This is a genomic window from Gimesia sp. (assembly GCF_048262075.1).
Taxonomy (GTDB): Bacteria; Planctomycetota; Planctomycetia; order Planctomycetales; family Planctomycetaceae; genus Gimesia.
In genome coordinates this window covers 19225-42110 of sequence record NZ_JBLXFK010000022.1, presented here as the reverse complement: position 1 = coordinate 42110, position 22886 = coordinate 19225, and the positions used below count along the sequence as shown (strand labels likewise).

General features: G+C 51.7%; 14 protein-coding genes and 1 pseudogene. 13 read left to right on the top strand and 2 right to left on the bottom strand.

Annotation, left to right across the window (positions count from 1 at the left end; translation table 11 throughout):
• Window positions 1–4: 4 nt before the first annotated feature.
• Both ACN0YH_RS26215 and ACN0YH_RS26210 read right to left on the bottom strand, forming a co-directional pair.
• Window positions 5–406: pseudogene (locus ACN0YH_RS26215) on the bottom strand (Gfo/Idh/MocA family protein); the annotation flags it as partial.
• 232 nt (window positions 407–638) lie between these two features.
• Entirely contained in the window at window positions 639–1193 is a 555-nt protein-coding gene (locus ACN0YH_RS26210; RefSeq protein ID WP_417382562.1) for an SMI1/KNR4 family protein, read from the bottom strand.
• A 403-nt stretch (window positions 1194–1596) separates the two neighbouring features.
• Between ACN0YH_RS26210 and ACN0YH_RS26205 the strand changes: the two genes are divergently transcribed.
• The 13 genes from ACN0YH_RS26205 to ACN0YH_RS26145 all read left to right on the top strand — a co-directional run bounded on the left by ACN0YH_RS26205 (window position 1597) and on the right by ACN0YH_RS26145 (window position 22885).
• Window positions 1597–1917 (top strand): DUF2089 family protein, encoded by a 321-nt coding sequence (locus tag ACN0YH_RS26205; protein WP_417382561.1) that lies wholly within the window; start codon window positions 1597–1599, stop codon window positions 1915–1917.
• Between the two features lie 111 nt (window positions 1918–2028).
• Window positions 2029–2388, top strand: coding sequence for a hypothetical protein (locus tag ACN0YH_RS26200; RefSeq protein WP_417382560.1), 360 nt, complete (start codon window positions 2029–2031; stop codon window positions 2386–2388).
• A 17-nt stretch (window positions 2389–2405) separates the two neighbouring features.
• Window positions 2406–3956 (top strand): hypothetical protein, encoded by a 1551-nt coding sequence (locus ACN0YH_RS26195; RefSeq protein WP_417382559.1) that lies wholly within the window; start codon window positions 2406–2408, stop codon window positions 3954–3956.
• A 108-nt stretch (window positions 3957–4064) separates the two neighbouring features.
• Window positions 4065–4361, top strand: coding sequence for a hypothetical protein (locus ACN0YH_RS26190; RefSeq protein WP_417382558.1), 297 nt, complete (start codon window positions 4065–4067; stop codon window positions 4359–4361).
• A 625-nt stretch (window positions 4362–4986) separates the two neighbouring features.
• Complete coding sequence (locus ACN0YH_RS26185; protein ID WP_417382557.1) at window positions 4987–5982, top strand: hypothetical protein; 996 nt, start codon at window positions 4987–4989, stop codon at window positions 5980–5982.
• Window positions 5983–6678: 696 nt separating this feature from the next.
• Window positions 6679–9648: a DUF1553 domain-containing protein gene (locus ACN0YH_RS26180; RefSeq protein ID WP_417382556.1), complete on the top strand. Its 2970-nt coding sequence runs from the start codon at window positions 6679–6681 to the stop codon at window positions 9646–9648.
• Between the two features lie 54 nt (window positions 9649–9702).
• A complete protein-coding gene (locus ACN0YH_RS26175) occupies window positions 9703–11112 on the top strand; it encodes a DUF1501 domain-containing protein (protein WP_417382555.1) in 1410 nt (469 codons plus the stop codon).
• A 314-nt stretch (window positions 11113–11426) separates the two neighbouring features.
• Window positions 11427–12410: a phenylalanine--tRNA ligase subunit alpha gene (gene pheS / locus ACN0YH_RS26170; RefSeq protein ID WP_417382554.1), complete on the top strand. Its 984-nt coding sequence runs from the start codon at window positions 11427–11429 to the stop codon at window positions 12408–12410.
• A gap of 55 nt (window positions 12411–12465) precedes the next feature.
• The gene (pheT, locus tag ACN0YH_RS26165) at window positions 12466–14919 is read left to right on the top strand and encodes a phenylalanine--tRNA ligase subunit beta (RefSeq protein ID WP_417382553.1); all 2454 of its coding nucleotides are present in this window, start codon (window positions 12466–12468) and stop codon (window positions 14917–14919) included.
• Between the two features lie 302 nt (window positions 14920–15221).
• On the top strand, window positions 15222–18557 hold the full coding sequence (locus ACN0YH_RS26160) for a DUF1553 domain-containing protein (RefSeq protein ID WP_417382552.1): 3336 nt from the start codon (window positions 15222–15224) through the stop codon (window positions 18555–18557).
• 47 nt (window positions 18558–18604) lie between these two features.
• Window positions 18605–20020: a DUF1501 domain-containing protein gene (locus ACN0YH_RS26155; protein ID WP_417382551.1), complete on the top strand. Its 1416-nt coding sequence runs from the start codon at window positions 18605–18607 to the stop codon at window positions 20018–20020.
• 101 nt (window positions 20021–20121) lie between these two features.
• On the top strand, window positions 20122–21249 hold the full coding sequence (locus ACN0YH_RS26150) for an Ldh family oxidoreductase (protein ID WP_417382550.1): 1128 nt from the start codon (window positions 20122–20124) through the stop codon (window positions 21247–21249).
• A gap of 10 nt (window positions 21250–21259) precedes the next feature.
• Entirely contained in the window at window positions 21260–22885 is a 1626-nt protein-coding gene (locus ACN0YH_RS26145; protein ID WP_417382549.1) for a sodium:solute symporter, read from the top strand.
• The last annotated feature ends 1 nt before the right edge of the window (window position 22886 follow it).

Here is a 22886-nt window from a genome sequence, read left to right as displayed (position 1 = left end):
CGACGATGTTGTGGCCGTCCGGTTTTTCAACATAGACATCTTTGCCGGCCTGGCAGGCAAGGATCGTAGGGATGGCGTGCCAGTGATCGGGAGTTCCCACCACGATGGCGTCGAGACTGTTGTCATCGAGCAGATGGCGGAAATCCTGCGTGACGGAAGGCTGTTTGCCCTGCAGTTTCGTCACGGTGTCTACGGTGTTGCCGAGCCGGGCGGAATCGATCTCGGCGATCGTGACGATTTCAGCGTGGGGATTTTCAGCGAAGTGGCGATTGAGAGCCGAGGCGCGACCGGCAGCGCCGATGACGCCGACGCGGATGCGTTCACTGGCGGCGGCTTTGGCGACCTGTTCGAGAGAGAGCGAGGCCAGCCCGGCGGCTGAACCCTGTAGAAACGTCCTGCGATCCATGGTGTGTCTTCCTCCATCAGGGGGGCGTGGTGGTGGGATAGATCAATGAACGTTTATTATAGGGGACGCGGTGCGCGGGGCAAAAGAAAACTGTGGGGACCGCGAAATTTTTCAACAACGGTTTTTTTGCTACCACGAAAAACACGAAAGGACACGAAAGGACACGAAAATTGAAGGGGATGAGATTTCGGGGCTACCAAATTGAACAGACCGATTTTGACAATACAGCTTTTCATTCTACTGTCATTTCTTCTGGTGGCACATCGTTTATATCTCCCCAAATATCAAACATTGGTGGTTCCCTGTTTAGATAACTCAGAAACATTTCCGTAATGCTCATATTTTCTAAGATATTTAATTCCCCATAGGGGCCAATAATAATCGGCCAATCTTCTGGAGAGCTCATGTCTGTTTTCCAAAAATAGAAGTTACTACCTTCATCAATCATGAATGGCAAATAGCAACCCGCTTCAGGGAACGGGACAAAATCTTGAGGTATATAATCCCCTTTCTGCTGGCTGGTAAGAATATTGTCCTTCAAATAATCGAGATAGTAAGCAGCAGTTTTACAGAAATCGCCTAATTGGACTTCATCATTTGATGTAAGATAAAACGGGGAGAAATAATCAAACCACTTGCTCGCACCATAGACGCTGATAAATTCTTTAAAGCTGGTCGGATATTTCAATCCTAATACTTCTTCAACTGCGTGCCAGTTGATTTGATGATCATGCAGATGTTGTGGTGGAGGCATGAATTCAATCAGTGTTTCAAGTTGCTTATTCATTTCAAACCTACTTGTGTTATTAATCAAAGCGATGTAGTAGTGATCTACGTTATTTACAGGAGCAGAAAACGATATTATTTCTTAATCAGTTGTTCCTGATCAAATAATTTATTGTTTATTAAATGTTCTCTAGAGTATGGGCCAAATTTAGGCATCTCTTACACAATCGATACACCGACAGATTCCTGCTCGCTGCTACTATCCCGGATTCGATTAGGTTCACCCCTCGTCAGGGAGATTTTTTGTCTGTAATTGGATTGGAAATATAAATTCTTATCTGTTTAAGATCAGGACTGGTTTGAATAATTATTCAAATTTATTGATATTGTTGTTTACAATGTTAAAGTATGGTTGAATAATATTAAACATGAGCGATATCAAGCTATCTGAATCTGTAAAGGAAATGGCCGTCCCGTCGCGGCTGGTTTCTGGTCAAACTCATCGACCGGAGCATCCCCTGCTGACTCTGGATCAGGAGAATCTGGAGTTCATATTGCAGCTGGTGCTGGCCTCCGGTTCGTTGAAACAAGTGGCCCGTTATTACGGTATCAGCTATCCGACCGTGCGGGCACGGCTGGATAAACTGATCGTGCGGCTGGAAATGCTGGTCGAAAACCGTGAGCGCGATGAGATGGCGAATCTGCTGGCCAATCTGGTAGAAACCGGCCAGCTCACCGGAGCAGCGGCGCAGAGTATTCTCGAATTACATCGATCGACTCACTAGAGCGATTCACATTGAACCATAGCGTCTGACAATCTTAGAGACTCGGTCCCTATAGACCTGGAGACGCTTTACTAATTCTGGACACAGTCTAGAGGCAAGAGGAATAGCATTATGGATGCACCCTGGTTTGATCCTGTTACATTTGGCGCCTGGTTCGGGGCGATTGTCGGCGGTGGCGCGGGAGCATTGTGCGGCATATGGGGGGCTTTGTGCGGAATTCTGTCTCCGCGCGGAAAGGGCCGCAAAGTCATCCTCGGCGGGATGTTCATGTTCGTAATCATCGGACTGATCCTGAGTGGTGTCGGCCTGTTCGCGCTTATCAGCGGACAACCTTATGGAATCTGGTATCCAATTCTGATGGTGGGATTGATGTTTTCCATCATCCCCGGTGCTTTGATTCCGGTGATTCGCAAAAATTATCAACAGGCAGAAAACCGACGCATCGCTGCCGAATCGATCCGTGTCGGCTGAATGACAGGAAATGAACTATGGTGATGCAGTCACACAAACGTCAGGCTTTGATCTGGACCTTGAGTCTGGCTGGAATTGCTGTTTCCAGTTTTGTGGTGCTCTTCGCCTGTCAGCCATTCGCGTTCTCAAAGCCACGTCAACCTTTGTCCGTGCGACTGGACAAGTCAGGCCCCTATGTGATTCTGGTGACTGCAGCCGCTGATCGCGATTACCAACAGGCGATTCAGAAAGCAGAGGCTCTGCATCCGCATGCCACCCGGTTGAAGTTTTCCCTTGAAGATCTGGAATCGCTGCTGGAGTCACTCCGCACCATCCAGCCACGGTATGCGCTGATATTTATCAAGCCGGACGAACTTGATGTGAACTTTGCCTGGAAATGGCTGGCATTGACCACCCGGATTGATGATGACCCACTCGTTGATGTGAGCAGTGGATTTATTACCGGTGCGAATCCAGACGCAGTCACATCATTCGTGGAGCGGACTGCCAAAGCCGTGAAGGGTGAATCCACTTTACCGGGTAAGCTCATCGATAATTTCGGACCCAACCCTCAGGCTCCTCAGAACCAGTTCCTGCAGCAGGCGGGATGTTTTATGATTCCCGTGTATCAGGAGCGGACAGCACTGGCGAGTATTTCGCACGGTGCAGACGGATTTACCGACAGCCGACTGGATGCGCTGCAGGGAGCCGGGTTGATTCATCTGGGCGGGCATGGCGATCCGGACGGGGTGATCGACGGACTGCAAGGTCAGCAGGCGAAACAACTGAAACTCTCTCCCAGTGTGATCTTTAATGGTGCCTGTTATACGGGGGTCACCAGTCGCTGGTATAAACAATGGACCCCAAAAGGGAAGGTCGAGAGTCAGACGGTCTCCGCGGAAAAAAGCTTTTGTCTGAACCTGCTCGATAACAGTACCATCGCCTACCTGGCTGCCCTGCATCCTGATCACGGGATTCCGGTCTACCAGGAAATGGAATACCTGGCCTATACCGGACGATCGCTGGGTGATGTCATGCGTCACACTCATAACGGCGTGATCCTGGGGAATGGAGGGATGCTGCCTGAACTCGAGCCGTTTGTGGATCAGATGCCCTCTCCGAAATGGACTCCCAGCGACGTGATGCTCAAGGGGACCGCGTCGCGGATCCTGTTTGGAGACCCCGCGCTGATAGTTTCAGAGGCGTTCACCAGGCCACCTTTTGAGATTACGACGACGCGTAGCGGTGCCGACCAGTTGCAGATCAGTGCGGTATTGTCGAACATGCAATTGAAGAGCGAATATACGGATACGTATCATGCGGATCTGGCCTCAAACAAACAGCTGTTTAACGATCGCGCATTGATTGTTGTCGACCTGCCGGAGGACTGGCAGGATATCAGCTCTGTCGAGGTCACCGAGGTCCGGGCAGCCGGGGAGGACATTCCCAACCGTCTGCTGAGCTATGTTGTCGAAAGGGAAGGACAGCGGCAGCGATTGCATATTCAGGTCGATCTGCCTACGACCGGCTACATGCAGTCACCATTTCGGCAAAAAGGTGCAACGGTTGTGCTGACGGTTGGTCGATGATGTACTTCCCAACAACGGAGTGTATCGTGAAAGGCATGAACGACTGAATTTCGTTATAATATCGAAGCTAGGAATTCTTTTTGATTTGATTCAAGCTCACGAGTTCAAATGACAATTCCGCGAATCTATGCTGACTTTAATAAACTGGACCAGGATCGAAATGCGATCCTGGTTTGTATGGGGACATGGCGGGATCTGGAAGAACAGGGAGTGCAGTTTTCGCGCGGGATGAAAGTCATATTAAGCCAGCCAGATGACATCGATGAAACTGGCCAACCGGATTTTCTGGAAACGCCTGCGGTGATCGACTATGACCAGGAGCATCAGTACTGGATCGGACGTTTTAACTGGGATGAACTTGAATATCGATCCGTGAAAGAAAAGAGAGGGTCGGATGCTACCTGAGCGAACATTGAAAACGTTCGGGAGTTCAGTTGGCGATGAAGTGAAAAAAACTGAAAGAGCTGACTGATTGCGTGGCGAAAATTTGCGACCACGAAAAAGCACAGAAATTACTGTGTGGTTATTCCAAGAGAAGCAGTGGTTGGTACCGGATGTAATCCGGTATTGCCGCAGGCAACAGGAAATTGTCAGAGTAAAAGTATAAACTGGTAATACTCTTTACGAACTCTGTTCTCGACAGGCTTAAGAGCAACCCCAGATTTCTCTTGCCTGCACACAACACTGTCAGTTTCCTGCTCGCTGCGCTCGGCCCGAATTACATTTGAGCCCACCCGCTGGGAGCGCGAAATGGATTCGAATTTTACTGCCACGAAAAGCACGAAAAGACACGAAAATCTACTGGCTCAGGTTTCATGGAATGACTAAACAGAAATACTATACGCTTGTAGTTTTCTAAGGCTGCTGATAGGATGATTTAGTTCATGTCAGTGCTCGTCATGTTTCAGGTAGCTTCTTCGAATTTATTACCTGGGCACACCTCTGAAGTGATGCCTGTTCATTCCACTTTGACTGACTATGTCTCTTTGCGAAGAGGCGGTATTCTTTTTCGTCTCACTGGAGTCTGATTATGTTTCGGCAAGTGTTAGTTCTGTTGTTGATGTGTTTCGTGTGTGTGGGTTGCAGTGGTGAGTCGAAGACGGAGGCACCCGAGAGTGCGGAGCCCGAGACTGTCAAACCTGAGACTGCTGAGCCTGAGACTGCTGAGCCTGAGACTGCTGAGCCTGAGACTGCTAAGCCTGAGACAGCTAAGCCTGAGACAGCTAAGCCTGAGACAGCTAAGCCTGAGACTGCTAAGAAAGAGCAGGGGGCTAAACCTTCCGCAGCTACTGAGCCTAAGCCGGTCGATTATGAAGCGGATCCGATTGTCATGACTGCCAGGCAGTGGAAGGATCACAAGAAAGAGCTGAACTATAAGACGGAGCATTTAAAAGGACGTACGATTCGGATCATGGGCGAAGTGAGCGATATGGGAATCAACCTGGGCTACTACGATGAAAAGAAGCCCGCGACCGCTTTGGATCTGTACCTTCCCAAGGATGAGAATACAGTCAATGATGTGTCATGTGAATTTTTCGGCCCGCCAGTCTGGCGGTCGGTAGGGCCCGGCCAGACGGTCACTATAGAATTTAAACACTCGGGGGAATTTTCAGCACGACCGGTCGACTGCAAAGTTGTGTCGGTCGAAGGGAAGCCCTTCCCCGTGGTTCAAGCCAGTGAACTTGCAGCTGAGTTTGCGAAAGATTCAGAGTCTGTGGACAAGAAGTATATTCACAAGCCGGAAAATTCCGATTCCGACTTTGATGTGGAGCGCAAGTCGCTGGGGATTGCCGGTAAAGTCAAGGAAGTCGATAAATCCGATTCCGGTTCTGTGAGCATTAAGTTTGAAACGGATCAGGATGTTCGCGTGAAGGCAGAGATGTATTATTACATTGGCGACAAGGTGGAACTGCCGGCAGTGGGGGACGAATACCGTGTCTGGGGCACGTATAGGTCAAGCGGCAATCAGGGATTTCGCGGCAAGTCCGTGGGGGTATCGAATGCGGTTCCCTTTCCTGTGAAATGATGCTGTTTGTATGTGGGACCGCGAAAAATTTCAACCACGGATTTTTTTGCTACCACGAAAGACACAAAAAGACACGAAAAAATGCTGACGCAGGTTGGCCACATTGTAGAAGCGGATGTGGATGGTACCGGATGTAATCCGGTATTGCCGCAGGCAACAGGAGGTCGTAGGGCAGACAATGTGAATAGTATGCGTTCCTCAAGATAAATTATTTCAGTTGGTCGCTCTGTGATGAATTGATCTCGTGGGCTGAAACCTCCTGCTCGCTGCGCTCGGCCCGAATTGCATTCGTGCCCACCCGAAGTTTTTTCGTGTCCTTTCGTGTTTTTCGTGGTAGCAAAAACGAATGTCAATCGTCCTGCAGGCTCCATCAGAACGACCTGTTTTTAAGCCGCTGATTCGTGAAATCTGGCTTCGAGGCTGAATTCGGAATTATTTTATTTCGTTAATAAAAGTGCTTTGCCTGCGTTTCGTGCTGATCTGGTAAGTTCTGCGTGAGAACTGGCTAAAACTGCGTGGAAAATGCGTTTATTTAGTTCATGGATCGGCGTTGATGCGTTATACTGGACGATGATTAAAATTCAGGCCTGATCAGAGTTTACTGATTCCCTCCTGCCTGTCTTTCAATCCCCGAGAGTGAGCTTCCCTAAGCAAATTGAGTGCGTTCATCTGAAAGCTTCGAGAAGGAGAACTGCTTTGCGTCCTTTCCTTTATCTGTCCTGCCTGAGTCTTGCCGTTGTCTGTATCATCAATCAGCGGGCCTACGCAGAAAATCCACAAACAGCGATTCAGCAGAAGCAGGCCGGGATTGAATTCTTCGAGAATAAAATCCGTCCCGTGCTGGTGGAATATTGTTACGATTGCCATGCCGGGGAACCCGATCCGGAGAACGCTTCGTTCGTACTGGATACGCGGGCCGGAATTCGCATGGGTGGCGATTCGGGGAAAGCAGTGGTGCCGGGCAATCTGAAGTCGAGTCTACTGTTGCAGGCGATCGAACATGATCCCGATTTTTACGCGATGCCACCGGATGAGAAACTGCCGGCGAACATCATCGCTGACTTCCGCAAGTGGATTCAGATGGGTGCACCGGATCCGCGCGAGGGAGAGGTGAAGACCAGTCCGCAGCAGAATTCGAAGCTGTCTATTGACTTTGAGAAAGAACGCGAGTTCTGGTCGTTTCGTCCACTGACCAAGCCGGAAGTTCCGGAAGTGAAACAGAGTCGTTGGCCGACGAATGACATTGATCAGTTCATTTTGTCCAGGCTGGAAGCGAAGCAGATGACGCCCGTCAAGAGTGCGGATCGCCAGACGCTGGTGCGACGCGTTTATTTTGATCTGACCGGTTTACCTCCGACGCCGAAACAGATTGAGCAGTTTGTGAATGATCCTTCTCCCCAGGCGTACGAACATCTGATTGATCGCCTGTTGGAATCGCCTCAATATGGTGAGACGTGGGGCCGTCACTGGCTGGACCTGGCGCGGTATGCGGATTCGAATGGGCTGGATATCAACCTGACGTTTTATAATGCGTGGCGGTACCGCGATTATGTCATCCAGGCCTTCAATCAAGATAAGCCTTATAATGAGTTTATCCGCGAACAGATCGCCGGCGACCTGCTGCCATTTGAAAATGATGCAGAGCGGACAGAGAAGATCGTCGCGACCGGTTTCCTGGTGATGGGTGCCAAGATGCTGAGTGAGCGGGATAAAGAAAAGCTCCGCATGGATGTGGTCGATGAACAGATAGATGTCACCGGTCGCGCCTTGATGGGAATGACACTGGGCTGTGCCCGCTGTCACGATCACAAGTTCGATCCAATTCCGATGACCGATTATTACGCACTCGCCGGAATCTTTCGCAGTACGGAAACCGTGCATGGTAACCGCCTGGGTAACCAGTTTGTTTCAGGTTGGATGACGCGTCCACTACCGATCAAGCCGGAGCATGCAGCGGCGATTAAGAAATATGAAACTGATCTGAAAACGCTGGAAGAAAAACTGAAGTCTCAGTCTGATGCGTTAAAGAAACTGCAGGGAGACACCAGTCAGCAGCAGCGTTTGAAAAAACTGGCGGGAATTGTCGTCGACGATGCCGAGGCGAAGAAAACGGGTGCCTGGCAGGAATCGGTTTATTCCAAAAATTACCTGGGTGTCGGCTACGTGCATGATATGAACGAGGAGCAGGGAAAGAAGGCAATTCGCTTCACCCCGGATCTGCCGGCCGCTGGTAAGTACGAAGTCCGGTTTGCGTTTCCGGGCAGTAACGGTCGCGCTCAGAAAGTGCCTGTGACGATTCAAACCGAACAGGGGTTGAAGACGGTCAATGTGGATCAAACGAAGCAGGGGCCAATTGACGGTATCTTCACTTCACTGGGCAGTTTTGAATTCGCAGCAGGAACAGCCGGCTATGTGGAAATCTCCAACAAGGGGACTTCCGGCTATGTGGTTGTCGATGCGGTTCAGTTTTTGCCCCAGTTCGAACTGCCCAAACCGGATGTGAAGCTGGCAAAAAAAACAGAAGCAAAACCCGATGCTGCTGCGAAACAGAAACAGATTAAGGAACTGCAGGCGAGTGTCAAAACGCTTAAGTCGGATCTGGCGAAATTAAAAGAGAATGCACCGCCGCCGGCACCGATGGCGCTGGCCGTGGGTGAGCAGCCTGACCCGGCAGACTACCGGATTGCCCGGCGGGGAAATATTCATCAACTGGGTGATAAAGTCGATCGCGGATTTCTGACGATTGCTTCGCTGCAGGATCCGCCGACCGTGAGTCCGCAGCAGAGTGGACGTCTGGAACTGGCCAACTGGTTGAGTCAGTCGCAGAATCCGCTGACCAGTCGTGTGATGGTGAATCGCATCTGGAAGCACCTGTTCGGAAACGGTCTGGTCCGCAGTGTCGATAACTTCGGTCACCTGGGGGAACAGCCCACGCATCCGGAACTGCTGGACTATCTGGCACAGCGGTTTGTCGCGGAAGGCTGGTCGATGAAGACGTTGATTCGCGAGATCATGGTGAGCAATACGTATCGTCTGAGTTCCGACTTCAGTGATGAACGATATCAGAAAGATCCGGGAAACCACCTGGTGTGGCGGATGAATCGCCGTCGGCTCTCCGCGGAAAAAATTCGCGATGCGGTCCTGTCGATTTCAGGAAAACTCGATCTGCAGCAAGGGGGCTCTTCGGTTGCACACTATCCCGAGCAGGCGATCAGCCCGAATCGAAATAAGAAGGTGGAGCAGAACCCGTCTGAGTTTCGGCGCAGCATTTATCTGCCGATCGTGCGCGGCAATGTACCAGCGGCGTTGACTGTGTTTGATTTTCCTGCTCCGGAAATGCTGGTCGGGAATCGTCCGGTAACGACCGTGCCTGCGCAGGCGCTGTTTATGATGAACAGTCCGTTCGTCGTTTCTCAGGCGGAGCAGACAGCATCAAAACTGCTGTCAGACTCAGATCAGAGTGATCGCCAGCGTGTGTCCCGGTTGTACCTGGCTTGTCTGGGGCGTAAAGCAACGGCAGCCGAGCAGACCGAAGCCGTCCAGTACATCGATTCTCTCAAGCAGCAGAATGCGAAAAATTCCGACACGAAAGCGGCGGCTCAGCAGGCGTGGGCCTCGTACTGTCAGATCCTGTTTGCTTCGACCGAATTTCGCTTTTTGAATTAACCTCACAGCGTGAATCACAGGATTTACTCGCCTTTGAATAAAGAATGATCTGTTATGGAAGCTCTCAATTTATCACGACGACAGATGTTAAAATCCTCAGCGTGTGGCTTTGGCTACATGGCGCTGGCAGGTTTGAGCGGGGAAGCAGCGTTGAAGTCTCAGTCACCGTTGATGACAAAGACGCCTCACTTTGAACCGCGGGCTAAACGAGTGATCTTTCTGTTTATGCATGGCGGTCCCAGCCAGGTAGACACGTTCGATTACAAGCCCCGTCTGAATAAAGAGGATGGTCAGCGACTGCCATTTAAGGCCGCTAAAAACATTGAAAAGTCTTCGCAGGAAAATCTGCGATTGATGAAATCGCCGTGGAAGTTCAAGCAGCGGGGTGAGAGCGGTCTGTGGATTTCTGAACTGTTTGACAATGTCGCTGAGCACGCTGATGATCTGTGCGTGATCAATTCGATGCATACCAACGGTCAGTCGCATGGACAGGCAGTGATGAAACTGCATACCGGTTCGGACAGTCTGGTCAGGCCTTCGGTCGGTTCGTGGATGGTGTATGGGCTGGGGACGGAGAACAATAATCTGCCGGGCTTCATTTCGATCTGCCCTTCGCGGGGACATGGTGGTGTGCGGAATTATGGTAGTGCGTTCTTGCCAGCCGCCTACCAGGGAACCGCGATTGGTGATGCCGACACCGCTGCTAAAGAAGCACAAATCCGTTTTCTGGACAACAATGGTGCCTCGGTCAGTCAGCAGCGCAAACAACTGGGACTGTTGCAGGCGATGAATGAACGACATCTGGCACAAGTCCAGGTCGATAACGAAATCGAAGGCGTGATTAATTCGTATGAGCTGGCGTTCCGCATGCAGTCGGAAGTTCCCACCCTGATGGATCTGAATTCAGAAACCAAAGAGACACAAGCGCTGTACGGCATCGATGACAAGACCACTGAGAACTTCGGTCGCCAGTGTCTGATGGCCCGCCGCTTTGCAGAAGCCGGGGTGCGGTATATTGAAGTCGCATTGGGGAATAACCGTTGGGATCAGCATAGCGGTTTGAAAAACGGTCATGAACGGAATTCCAAAATGGTCGATAAGCCCATTGCGGGGTTGCTGGCTGATCTGAAGCAGCGGGGACTGCTGGAAGATACCCTGGTGGTGTGGGGAGGCGAATTCGGCCGGACCCCGATCGCACAGGGGAAAAATGGTCGCGACCATAATCCGCAGGGCTATTCGATGTGGCTCGCCGGTGCAGGGGTGAAACGGGGGCACGTGCATGGGGCCACTGATGAATACGGTTACTATGCGACCCGCGATAAAGTGCATATCCACGATCTGCACGCCACGCTGCTGCATCTGATGGGCATGGATCATAAGCGGCTGACTTATCGATATGCGGGCCGCGATTTCCGTCTGACCGACGTGTACGGGGACGTGGTCACCGAAATTCTGAACGGGTAGTTTACGGTCGTTTGTCTGTGAACTTCACAGAAGAGAACCTGCGAGGTCTTCTGCCTGTCAGACCCTTAAGCAGGTACGTCCTTTTTCTATGCAAACCCCTGATTTTGCTAAACTTAGAGCTGTTCAGGGCTTCTGATCAATGAAGATCAGGCGCGGTTAAGGGGTAGTTGCAGAATGGTGCAGGAATAGTTACAATCCCGACCTCAGGCGGACTTTGCGCGCAACTCGTTGTCTATCCTTGAGATATGAGCGAGTCGATCTCGTGTAGAGTACTCAATCCACAAACAGAATATTCGAACATCTGAAGAATTAAAATGTCTGACAATAATGACGCGCTGGTAGAAGCCGCCATGGAGAGCATCGCGGCGGCTCAAACTCTTGCGGAACTGGATGAAGTGCGGGTCCAGTACCTGGGAAAAAAGGGGAAGCTGAAATCGCTGCAGCAGCAGTTGAAGTCATTGTCGCCAGAAGAAAAACGCGAGTTTGGTAAAACGCTGAACGCCGTCAAGCAGAGCATTCAGACGGCGCTGACTGATAAAAAAGAGGCATTGGAATCCAGCGAAAAAACCGGCCCCCAAATCGATGCCATCGATGTGACTTTGCCGGGGGTACGGTCGCTGCCTGGCCATCGTCATCCCCTGATGGCGACGATGGAAGAAGTGAAATCGATTCTGATCGGCCTGGGCTTTCGCTACGATGATTATCCTGAAGTCGAAACTGAATTCTTCAACTTTGACGCGTTGAATACCCCCGACTGGCATCCCGCGCGAGATATGCACGATTCGTTCTACACCACCGTCGGGAATGTATTACGCACCCACACCTCAGCTTTTCAGACCCGGGCAATGAAAGAGTTCGGGCCACCGCCGTTGCGGGCGATGACTTCGGGACGCTGTTACCGTCGTGACGAAATTGATGCATCCCATTTTCCCATTTTCCATCAGCTGGACGTGATTGCCATTGATCAGGATATCAGCTTTGCTGATCTGAAGTGGGTTCTGTATCAGTTGGCGAGTGCTTTATTTGGTGAAGACGTGCAGCTGCGTTTTCGGCCAAGTTATTTCCCGTTCACCACGCCGAGTGCGGAAGTGGATGTGATGTTTAACGGCAAATGGCTGGAGATCCTGGGCGCCGGCATGATTCGACCTGAGGTACTGCAGGCGGGCGGTGTGGATTCGGAGCAGTGGCAAGGTTTTGCCTTTGGTCTGGGACTGGACCGGATGGCGATGATTCGACACGGGATCAGTGATATCCGGCTGATGTACGAAAATGAAGAAGCGTTTTTGCGTCAGTTTTAATCCACTGTTCCTGGTAAAACCTGGCACGAATTTTCTGGCATAAGAAGAGAGAACGATGCGAATTAATACTGGTTGGTTGCGCGATTACCTGGCGTCAGACTGTCAAGAACAGGAACTGCTCGACGCTTTCATGACCGTCGGCCTGGAAGTCGAAGAAGAATTTCATCTTGCAGAAGCCCTGGAGCCGATCCGCATCGGGTTTATTCGCGAGAAGAAGCCATTGGGTGATAATGGCGCTTTGTATGAATGCCAGGTGGAAATCGAAAAAGGTAAACTGATTACCATCGTCTGTGCCTCTTCGCATCCTGTCGAAATTGGCTGGGGTGTGCCTGTCGCGGTTTCCGGTACGAAGCTGCCGAGTGGCGCGTTGATTGGTGAAGGCAAGTTCAAAGGCGTTACCTCGCAGGGCATGCTCTGCCTGGACGGCGAACTGGGACTGATTGCCCGGTCGACCGGTTTACAGGTTTTCAAAGATGAAGCCCTGCTGGGCGCGAGTCTGCCTGCGGTCTCACCGATTGAGGAATCACTGGTTGAAGTTTCGGTACTGCCGAACCGGCCTGACTGTCTGGGGATGATTGGTGTTGCCAGGGAAGTGGCCGCCGTGCTGGATATGCAGTTGAAATATCCCAGTGCCCGCGAGTTGAATTCGCAGGCCGGCAAGGGGGATGCGGTCACTGTCGAGATCGTGGATGACTCACTCTGTTCGCGGTATGCCTGCCAGGTCTTTGATGGCGTGCAGGTGCGCACTTCACCCCACTGGCTACAGAGTCGTTTGCAAACCGCGGGATTGCGACCGATTAACAATGTCGTGGATATCACCAACTTTGTGATGTTGGAGTGGGGACAGCCGCTACACGCGTTCGACTTCGATTCACTCCAAGGAAATAAGATTGAAGTCCGTCGCATTCGGAATGAAGAAAAACTCAAACTGCTGGATGAAGCGGAAGTGGACGCCACTCACGAACCATTGGTGATTGCTGATGGGGAACAGCCGATTGCGCTGGCAGGGATCATGGGGGGCTGGGATTCCCAGACCACAACTGATTCCAGGCGGATTCTGCTGGAAGCGGCCTGTTTCGATCCGGTTTGTATCCGGACCTCTGCCCGCAAACTGCGGATTGGCACGGATTCTTCGTATCGCTTCGAACGGGGTACTGACCCGAACGACATGCTGTGTGGTGCATTCAACCGCGCCGCCGAACTGCTACAAGATGCGGAGCTTTCAGCCGCCAGTCCCGCTTCAGCCGTCACAGATCGTTATCCGCGCGTCAAACAGTCGACTCAGTTCACGTTAAGTGCCGCGCGTATTTCCAAGATTCTGGGGACGGAGATCAGTGGCGAACAGATCAAGGACTGTCTGACCAAGCTGGAAATGACGGCCGACGATGATCTCACCATTTCGGTTCCCACCTGGCGCGTCGATGTCAATAATGAAGTCGTGCTGGCGGAAGATGTGGCCCGGCTGCTGCGGTATGACAGTATCGATATGAAACCGATGATGGCGACCACGACCAAGGGGCGCGTTTCGGAAACCGATGGACTGCGAAGCAATGTTGCCGGTTTTCTGACGAGTAACGGTTTCCTGGAATGCCGGACGCCTCCTTTAACGACCGAACAGATCGCTCTCTCTTTCAGCCAGTGGCCCGGGGACGCAATTCAGGTACAGAACCCCATTTCCAAAGAGATGACGACGCTCCGTCAGAGTCTGGTGGGCAGCCTGATTGAAGTGGTAGAACGCAATGCCCGCCGTGGTGCCAGCAGCTTTCGGTTCTTCGAAGTCGATCGGACATTCCGGCAGAACAATGAGATTGATGAGCGGTGGATGCTGGGAGGCGTGCTGGGGGGACCTGTCAACGATTCCGCGTGGATTGCTTCTGAGAAAGACATTGATTTCCTGCGTGCCAAGGGACTGGTTGAGAATCTGCTCTCGCATCTGAGTGTCGATGATTGCACGTTTGCCAGTGATACACCGGCAAAGGGATACCGTGGAGAAGAGTTCGCCGTGATCAGCCAGGGTGAACACCGCATTGGGGCGCTGGGGCGCATCGATTTGGATGCGCTGGGCATCAAAGACCGGGCCCGTGTGCCTCTCTATGGATTCGAACTGGATCTGTCGACTCTGATTACCGTGAAGTCGCCGCCGGGCATGTTCAAAGGCCTGGCGCGAACTCAGGTGATCGCCCGCGATATTTCGATTGTCGTACCCAGCGATCTGCACTATGCAGAAATTGAAGCCTCTCTGGAAAAGGCATTCACTGCCGCTGTAGAAAACCTGGAAACAGAACCACGAAAAGACGCAGGAGCCGATTTTGTGCTGCAGCCTGAACTGGAAAGTGTGGTCTGTGTAGATACCTTCTCAGGCGAAAGCGTGGGTGAAGGAGCGATGAGCCTGACGATTCGCATGCTGTTCCGCGATGCACTGCATACTCTGACGTCCGGGGAAGCCCAGCAGTTGATGGATTATGTGGTGAAGCAGTTGCAGGCCGAGTACGGAGTCGTGCAGCGATAAGTGGCGGCTGAGCATCTTACAAGCATTAAATGACACGCCTTGATTTCGGGGCGTGTTTTTTTACGCCAACTCTGAAGAGCTGGCTGATTTAAGAGAGAATGTGTCTGAGGAATTCATTTGATAAAAGTCGGGATCTGCTGGCGTATTGCAGTTGATTTTGCCTGCCGGATATGATTATATATAATATATGATCTTTGGCGTCACTGGCTGCCCAGTGCCGTTTCGTACTTATCCTGCCTGAAGAAAAACGGTTGTAAGTAGAGAGTTACTTCACACACACGTACCCTCCCGGAAGCAGATGAATGAAGCGACAACTCCTGGTATTTTGGGGATTGAGTTTAATAATCAGCCTGACCACGCTGCGTCCACTGTTCGCATCGGAAGCGGACTTGAAGAAAGCAGAATTCTTCGAAACGCGGATTCGCCCCTTGCTGATCAACCAGTGTTATGACTGCCACAGCGAGGATTCGATTGAGAGTGGTTTGCGGGTAGATACTTTCGCGGGACTTGTGATAGGCGGAGAGCGAGGCCCGGCAATTGTCGCAGGAAAACCTGCTGAGAGCCTGATGATCAGTGCGGTCAAACATAGTGGCCAATTACATATGCCGCCGAAGGATAAGCTGTCTCAGAAAGAGATCAGTGATCTGACAGAGTGGGTTCGCAGCGGTGCCTACTGGCCTGATGCGAAACCAGTCATGGAACTGAAAGAGGAGACATCCGAGGGCCCGCTGTTTACGCAGGCACAACAGGAATTCTGGGCCTTTCAACCTCCTCGCCCGCCAAAGTTTCCTGAAGTTCAGCATAACGACTGGGTGAAGAGTCCACTCGATCGATTTGTACTTGCCAAGCTGGAAGCGCAGGGAGGAACTCCCGCTGCTGCGGCTGACAGAGAGACATTGATCCGCCGTGCTACATTTGATTTGACAGGGTTACCTCCCACGCGGGCCGAAATCGAAGCCTTTCTGAAAGATGAGTCACCTGATGCGTTTGCCCGGGTGATTGACCGACTGCTGGCTTCGCCTCGCTATGGAGAACGCTGGGGACGTCACTGGCTGGATGTGGCCCGCTATGCTGATTCGAACGGACTGGATGAAAACTTATCGTATGCCAACGCCTGGCGGTATCGAGATTATGTGATCGCTGCATTCAACAATGATAAACCCTTCGATCAGTTTCTGCAGGAACAACTGGCAGGAGACATACTGGCGGCGAGCACTGATACGGAACAGCGAAATGAGAAAATCACGGCGACCGGTTTTCTCTCTATCGGGGCGAAGATGCTGGCCGAAGATGACCAGATGAAAATGCAGATGGATATCATCGACGAGCAGTTGGATACGGTAGGGCGGACTTTCATGGGGCTGACACTCGGTTGTGCCCGCTGTCATACTCACAAATTCGATCCGATTCCGATTGAAGATTATTACTCGCTGGCGGGGATCTTCAAAAGTACGAAAACGATGGAGAACTTCAAGGTCGTAGCCCGCTGGCAGGAACAGCTGCTGGCCAGTCCGGCGGAGATCAAAGCGCTGGAAGAGCAGAAACAGCAGATTGCTACGCTGGATGCTGAGATCAAATCGATCATAGACCAGGCAGACGAGCGGCTGCTGGCTGAGGAACGCGGAAAAATTGCCGCTTATCTACTGGCAGCTGAGATCAAAAATTATCAGGATCAGCAGTCAAACGACGCCCGATCGATAGGCGCTGATCCCCGTTTGTATCAATCGCAGTCTGCAATTCTGCTGGAAGCAGAGGCATATCAGACGGGCAATGTGAAGAAGTCCAATATCGGCTATGGTGAGGGAATTGGTGTCATCTATAACGCGGGGAAGCTGCCGAATATCGCCGAGTATGAGGTCGAAATTCCGGAAGCAGGCCGCTACCAACTGGAAATCCGTTATGCGGCTGCTGCGGCGCGTCCGGTTCAACTGTTGATAAATAGTGATCTGGTCAATGACAGTGCCGCCGGTGAAGTGACCGGCAGCTGGTATCCCAAATCACAGCAGTGGAAAGTGCAGGGGGTATATCAGTTCAAGGCGGGTCAGAACCTGGTTCGCCTGGAAAGTAAAAATGCGTTTCCCCATTTTGATAAGCTGTTGATTGCGAAACCTCAAATATCGTCTGATAAAAATGAAAACAGGATCGCTGCTCTGGCACCGCCTTCAGAAAAACTGGTGGGGGGATTCCTGCTGCAGTGGGCGGAGTACCTGAAAAAACCTGCAGGAGAAAAGGGTTCCCCGTTCGTAGTCTGGAATGAGCTGGTTCAGAGTGGAACTGTTCCGGAGAAGTTGAGTTCGAACTTGAAGCGCTTCGAGGTTCTTAAGGATGTGCCGGAAGACCAGAGACTGGTCAAAGCGGCAAAACTGTACCAGGAGTTGTTTACCGAGGTGGATCAGGAATGGCTGGCATATCAGGAAGCAAAAGCTGATACGGATGCGAACGTCTTGCCTGATTCAGAGCGGGAAGCGATCCGCAGCGTGCTGTATGATCCCAAGGGCCCGTTCGCGTTATCGGCAGACCGGGAGAGCAACTATACTGCGGAAATCCTGACGCAGCTCAACACAAAACGAGGTAAGCAGAAAGAGTTAACAGCAGCACTTCCCAGGTATCCAACGGCAATGGCGGTTTCCGAACAGAAACCGGAAAATATCAAGGTACATCTACGCGGCAGTCATTTTACGCTGGGTAAAGAAGTTCCCCGCCAGTTCTTGCGAATTATTGAGGGAGAAGATCAGACTCCCATTGATGATCAGCAAAGTGGACGACTGCAACTGGCGGAGTGGCTGACCAGTGGTTCGCATCCATTGACGGCACGGGTGATGGTCAATCGAATCTGGCGCTGGCATTTTGGAGCCGGGATTGTCAGAACAACGGACAACTTCGGAAAGCTGGGGGAACGCCCTTCGCATCCTGAGTTGCTGGACTGGCTGGCGGTGCAGTTTGTGGAACACGGCTGGTCGATCAAAGACATGCATCGTCTGATCATGCTGTCGGCTACCTACCAGATGAGTACGGAGTACAATCCGGAGATGGCAGCCGTTGATCCTGAGAATCGCCTGTTGTGGCGCATGAATCGGCGGCGTCTGGAAGCGGAAGCCATTCGCGATTCGATTCTTGCCGTCAGCGGTAAGCTGGATTACGAGATGGGAGGCTCGCTGTTGAACGTAGAGAATCGCAAATATGTGACCAGTACGCGGAATGTGGATCCGGTGGTCTACCAGACCAATCGACGTTCGGTCTATCTGCCAATCATCCGCAGCGCCTTGTATGACGTGTTGCAGGCGTTTGACTTTGCCGACCCGAGTGTGCTGTCAGGAAACCGGGTGCATACGACGGTGGCGCCACAGGCTTTATTCATGATGAACAGTAAATTCATCATGCAGAATACAGAGGACTTCGCTGAGTCGATCCTGCATGAGACACATCTGGAAGGACCGGCGAAAGTCAATCGGATTTATGAACGTATCTTCGGTCGATCGGCGACTGAGAACGAAACCACACAGGCGCTGGCTTACCTGAAACTGTATCGGGGGGAACTCGCTGTTCTGGATTTGCCTGCGGATCAACAAGAGTTACGAGCCTGGCAGAGTCTGTGTCGCGTGTTAATTTCTTCGAATGAATTTCTGTTTGTGGATTGAAGTGACAACGATTTGAATAGCAGGGTTTGTCTGAAACGGGATTAGTTATGAATCACTGGAAAAGCAATCTGGAATCAAGGCCGCTTTCGCGTCGGGAAATGCTGCGACGCAGTTCTGCTGGTTTTGGGAGTCTGGCGCTGGCGGCATTGCTGGGAAATGAGAGTCAGGCGGCCCGGAACAAACCCAGACAGACGCCGCATTTCACGCCGAAAGCGAAGCGTGTAATCTTTCTGTTCATGCACGGCGGTCCGTCGCATATGGATACGTTTGATTATAAACCACAGTTACAGAAAGACAGCGGCAAGCCTTTGCCGTTTGACAAGCCTCAAGTGTTTTCTGCTCAGACAGGAAATCTGCTGGGGTCCCCCTGGAAGTTCAAGCAGCATGGAGAGAGTGGTGCCTGGGTGAGTGAACTGTTTCCGCATGTAGCGGGTTGCGTTGATGATCTGTGTATTGTCAATTCAATGTATGGTTCCAACTCACGGCATGGCGGGGCGCTGCTGGAACTGCATACTGGCAGTGATACGTTTATCCGGCCCAGTATGGGCTCGTGGATTACGTATGGCCTGGGTTCCGAGAACCGGGACCTGCCTGGTTTCATAACGGTTTGTCCCACATTGACGCATGGGGGGGTGAACGCTTACAGCTCTTCGTTTCTGCCTGCCGATTTTCAGGGAACGCCGATCGGCAATGCGAGCATTCCAGCGGATCGGGCATTGATTCCTTTCATCAAAAATGAGAGCGGAATTCCGATGTCAGTGCAGCGGAAAGAATTGAATTATCTGCAGCAGATGAACCGGGAGCATCTGGCTGAGTCCGGCCCGGACGCGGCGCTGGAGGGGCGTATTAATTCATTTGAACTGGCTTATCGGATGCAGACGGCGGCGCCGGAGCTGCAGGATATCAGCGATGAATCCGAGGCGACACAGAAACTGTATGGCCTGGATCAGGATGTCACAAAAAACTTTGGTCGTCAGTGTCTGATGGCGCGGCGTTTTGCGGAGCGGGGCGTTCGCTTCGTGCAGATCACCCACAGTTATAAATGGGATCAGCATGCGGGATTGAAGACGGCAATGCCACGAAACTGTAAAGAGGTCGATCAACCCATTGCGGCGCTCTTGCAGGATTTGAAAACACGCGGCCTGCTGGAGGACACGCTGGTGCTCTGGGGTGGTGAGTTCGGCAGGACACCTGTCAGCCAGGGGGCAGACGGTCGCGATCATAACCCCCAGGGTTACACAATGTGGATGGCAGGAGGAGGCATTAAAGGGGGGCTGCAGTATGGCGCCACTGATGATTATGGCTATTACGCCGTCCAGAATAAGGTGCACGTGCATGATTTGCATGCGACGATCCTGCATTTACTGGGGCTGAATCACAAGAAATTAACCTATCAGTTCGCCGGTCGCGATTTCCGACTGACTGATGTGCATGGCGAAGTGATGTCTGATCTGTTTGCCTGAAAAAAGATATTATTGTACTCATTCGTTAACCTGTTTGAGTCGAATTGTGTTTCGTGTCACATTGAAGGATGTGTCGTAAGAATAATAAGTAGAGGTGACCTTTGGCACAGATCGAAGTTGAGAGTTCTCTGATTGAGCCTGAATATCTGAAGGAGTTCTGTCTCCAGTTGCTGTTGCAGGCAAATTTGACCGAGGAAGATGCAGACCTGGTTGTGGATACTCTGGTAGAGTCGAATCTGCGTGGAATCGATTCCCATGGCGTGGCGCGATTGCCGCATTACCTGGAACGAATTCGGCAGAAGAGCATTAAGTCCCGACCGGAAATGGAATGGGAACCGCTGGGAGATGCCGTAGGTCGGGTGGACGGCGATCATGGGTTAGGGCAGTTGGCGATGGTGAAAGCTGCCGACCATGCAGTCGAACTGGCGCGGGAGTCAGGTGCCGGCTGGGTGTCGATCTGTAATTCTTCGCATTGCGGGGCACTGGCTTATTACGGATTGCGGATTGCAGAGGCCGGGATGATCGGCTTTGCGTTTACACACGTTGATCCGATGGTAACGCCTCATGGCGCTGCGGAACCTTTTTGCGGGACGAACCCCATCTGCATGACCGCACCAGGGAAAGAGGGGAAATCGCTCTGTCTGGATATGGCGACAAGCATTACGCCCTGGAATACGATTGCCAATGCCGCGACGGAAGGGGTTTCGATCCCGGGAGACTGGGCACTGGATGCCAATGGTCGTGGTACGACGGATCCGAGTAAGGTGGTGGCTTTATTCCCGTTTGGTGGTTTCAAAGGTTCAGGTCTGGGGCTGATGATTGATGTACTGTGCGCGTTACTGGGTGGGGCTCCCATTGGACCGGATATTCCCAAAATGTATGGCGATCTGACACAGCGACGTCTGTTGGGGGGAATGGTAGGGGCGATTGATATCAGCCGATTTACCGAAGTGGAAACGTTTCAGGAACGCATTGCAGAGTTGATTCAGCGCTGGGGCGCAGTAAAGCCTCTGGAAACAGGAGGGAAAGTTTACTATCCGGGAGAGCCTGAGGCATTGACTCGAGCCGAGCGTCTGCGGTCGGGGATTCCGGTGGGACTGCGATTGATTAATCAGTTTAACCAACTGGCTTCCACAAGTGGTCTGCCACCGCTGAAAACAACCGAACAAATCTGCGAAGAAGAGAGTTCTTCAGAAGTAGAAGTCTCCCCTACCGAATCTTTGACGTGATTGCCTCTCTATGAACGCGCCATTCCTGCTGGCAGCTAATCAACTGGATATTTCTGTTCTCGATTCCGTAATCATAGTCGCCTACCTGGTTTTGATTACCGGAATGGGATTGTTCGTCAGTCGGAAACAGAAACAGACCGTCGACAGTTATTTCCTGGCGGGGCGGTCTTTGAAGTGGCCGACCATTGGACTGTCATTATTTGCTACGAATATTTCCACCGTGCATCTGATAGGGCTGGCCGCCGATGGATATCGCGTCGGACTGGTCGTTGGTAATTTTGAATGTCTGGCGGCTTTTACACTGATTTTACTGGGCCTGATCTTTGCCCCCATCTATCATCGCAGCGGACTGGTCACTTTGCCTGATTACCTGGAACAGCGTTTCAGTGCAGGTTCGCGCATTGTGCTGGCGATTATGGGGGTGGTGGCTGCTTTATTTATTCACATCGGCATGACATTGTATGCGGGTTCGACTGTGATTCACGAATTTTTCGGAATTGACGTCATTACTTCTGTCCTGGTGATTTCAGCAATTACGACATTGTATACCGTAGTCGGTGGTCTGAAAGCTGTGGTGATTACCGAGTCGATTCAGACGGTACTGTTAATCATCGGTTCGATCGCGGTGACTTATTTTGCAGCGGGCGCATTGAATGAGCAGGGAATCGATTCAATTACGAAACTGCGAGCGGCGCTACCTGAAAAACATATGAGTATGTTACACGAAAGCGGTGGGTTTTCGTGGTATGCCTTTATTCTGGGCTACCCGGTTCTGGGAATCTGGTACTGGTGTGCGGACCAGACAATTGTGCAGCGCGTGCTGGGGGGAGAAACCGTAAAGGATGCACAGGCAGGGCCTTTATTTGCCGGCTTCATTAAAGTTTTGCCGTTATTGATTATGGTTTTTCCCGGTGTGCTTGCCTATGTATTGTTTCAGGATCAGATTGGCGAGGATCCCAACAAAGCATTGCCGGTGTTGATTAAAGAGCTGATCCCGGAAGGATTAAAAGGCCTGATTGCCGCCGGTTTGCTGGCCGCTTTGATGAGCACAATTGCCGGGGCATTGAACAGCACGGCGACTTTGATCAGCATTGATGTCGTGAAAAAATTGAAACCGGAAACGAGCGATGCCCGACTGGTCATTGTCGGGCGGATCACTGCCGTCGTAGTGATGATTCTGGCGATTGGCTGGTCAACGATGGGGAATAAATTTGAGAGTATTTTTTCCGGGTTGAACAGCATGATCGCCTGCCTGGCACCACCCATCACTACCGTATTCATCTGGGGCGTTCTCTGGAAACGCGGGACTGCACAGGCTTCGCTGGCAACGTTAGTCATCGGTTCGATACTGGGCGGACTTACTTTTGCGCTCGATTTTGGCTTTGAAATGATCACAAAAGATTTGGGGATTCCCTTTTTGCTGCAGGCGTGGTGGCTGTTCGTGATCTGTTCGGTCGTGTTTGTGGCAGTCAGCCTGCTGACTCCTCCTCCCTCGGAAGATCAGATTAAAATGATGTGCTGGCAAAATCCGTTAAGAGAAATCGTGCTGAACCCCCTGTCAGGAATTACCGATCCGCGACTGATTGCAATTCTGCTTGCTGGCATCATGGCGGGGATCTATTTTACGTTTGCCTGAT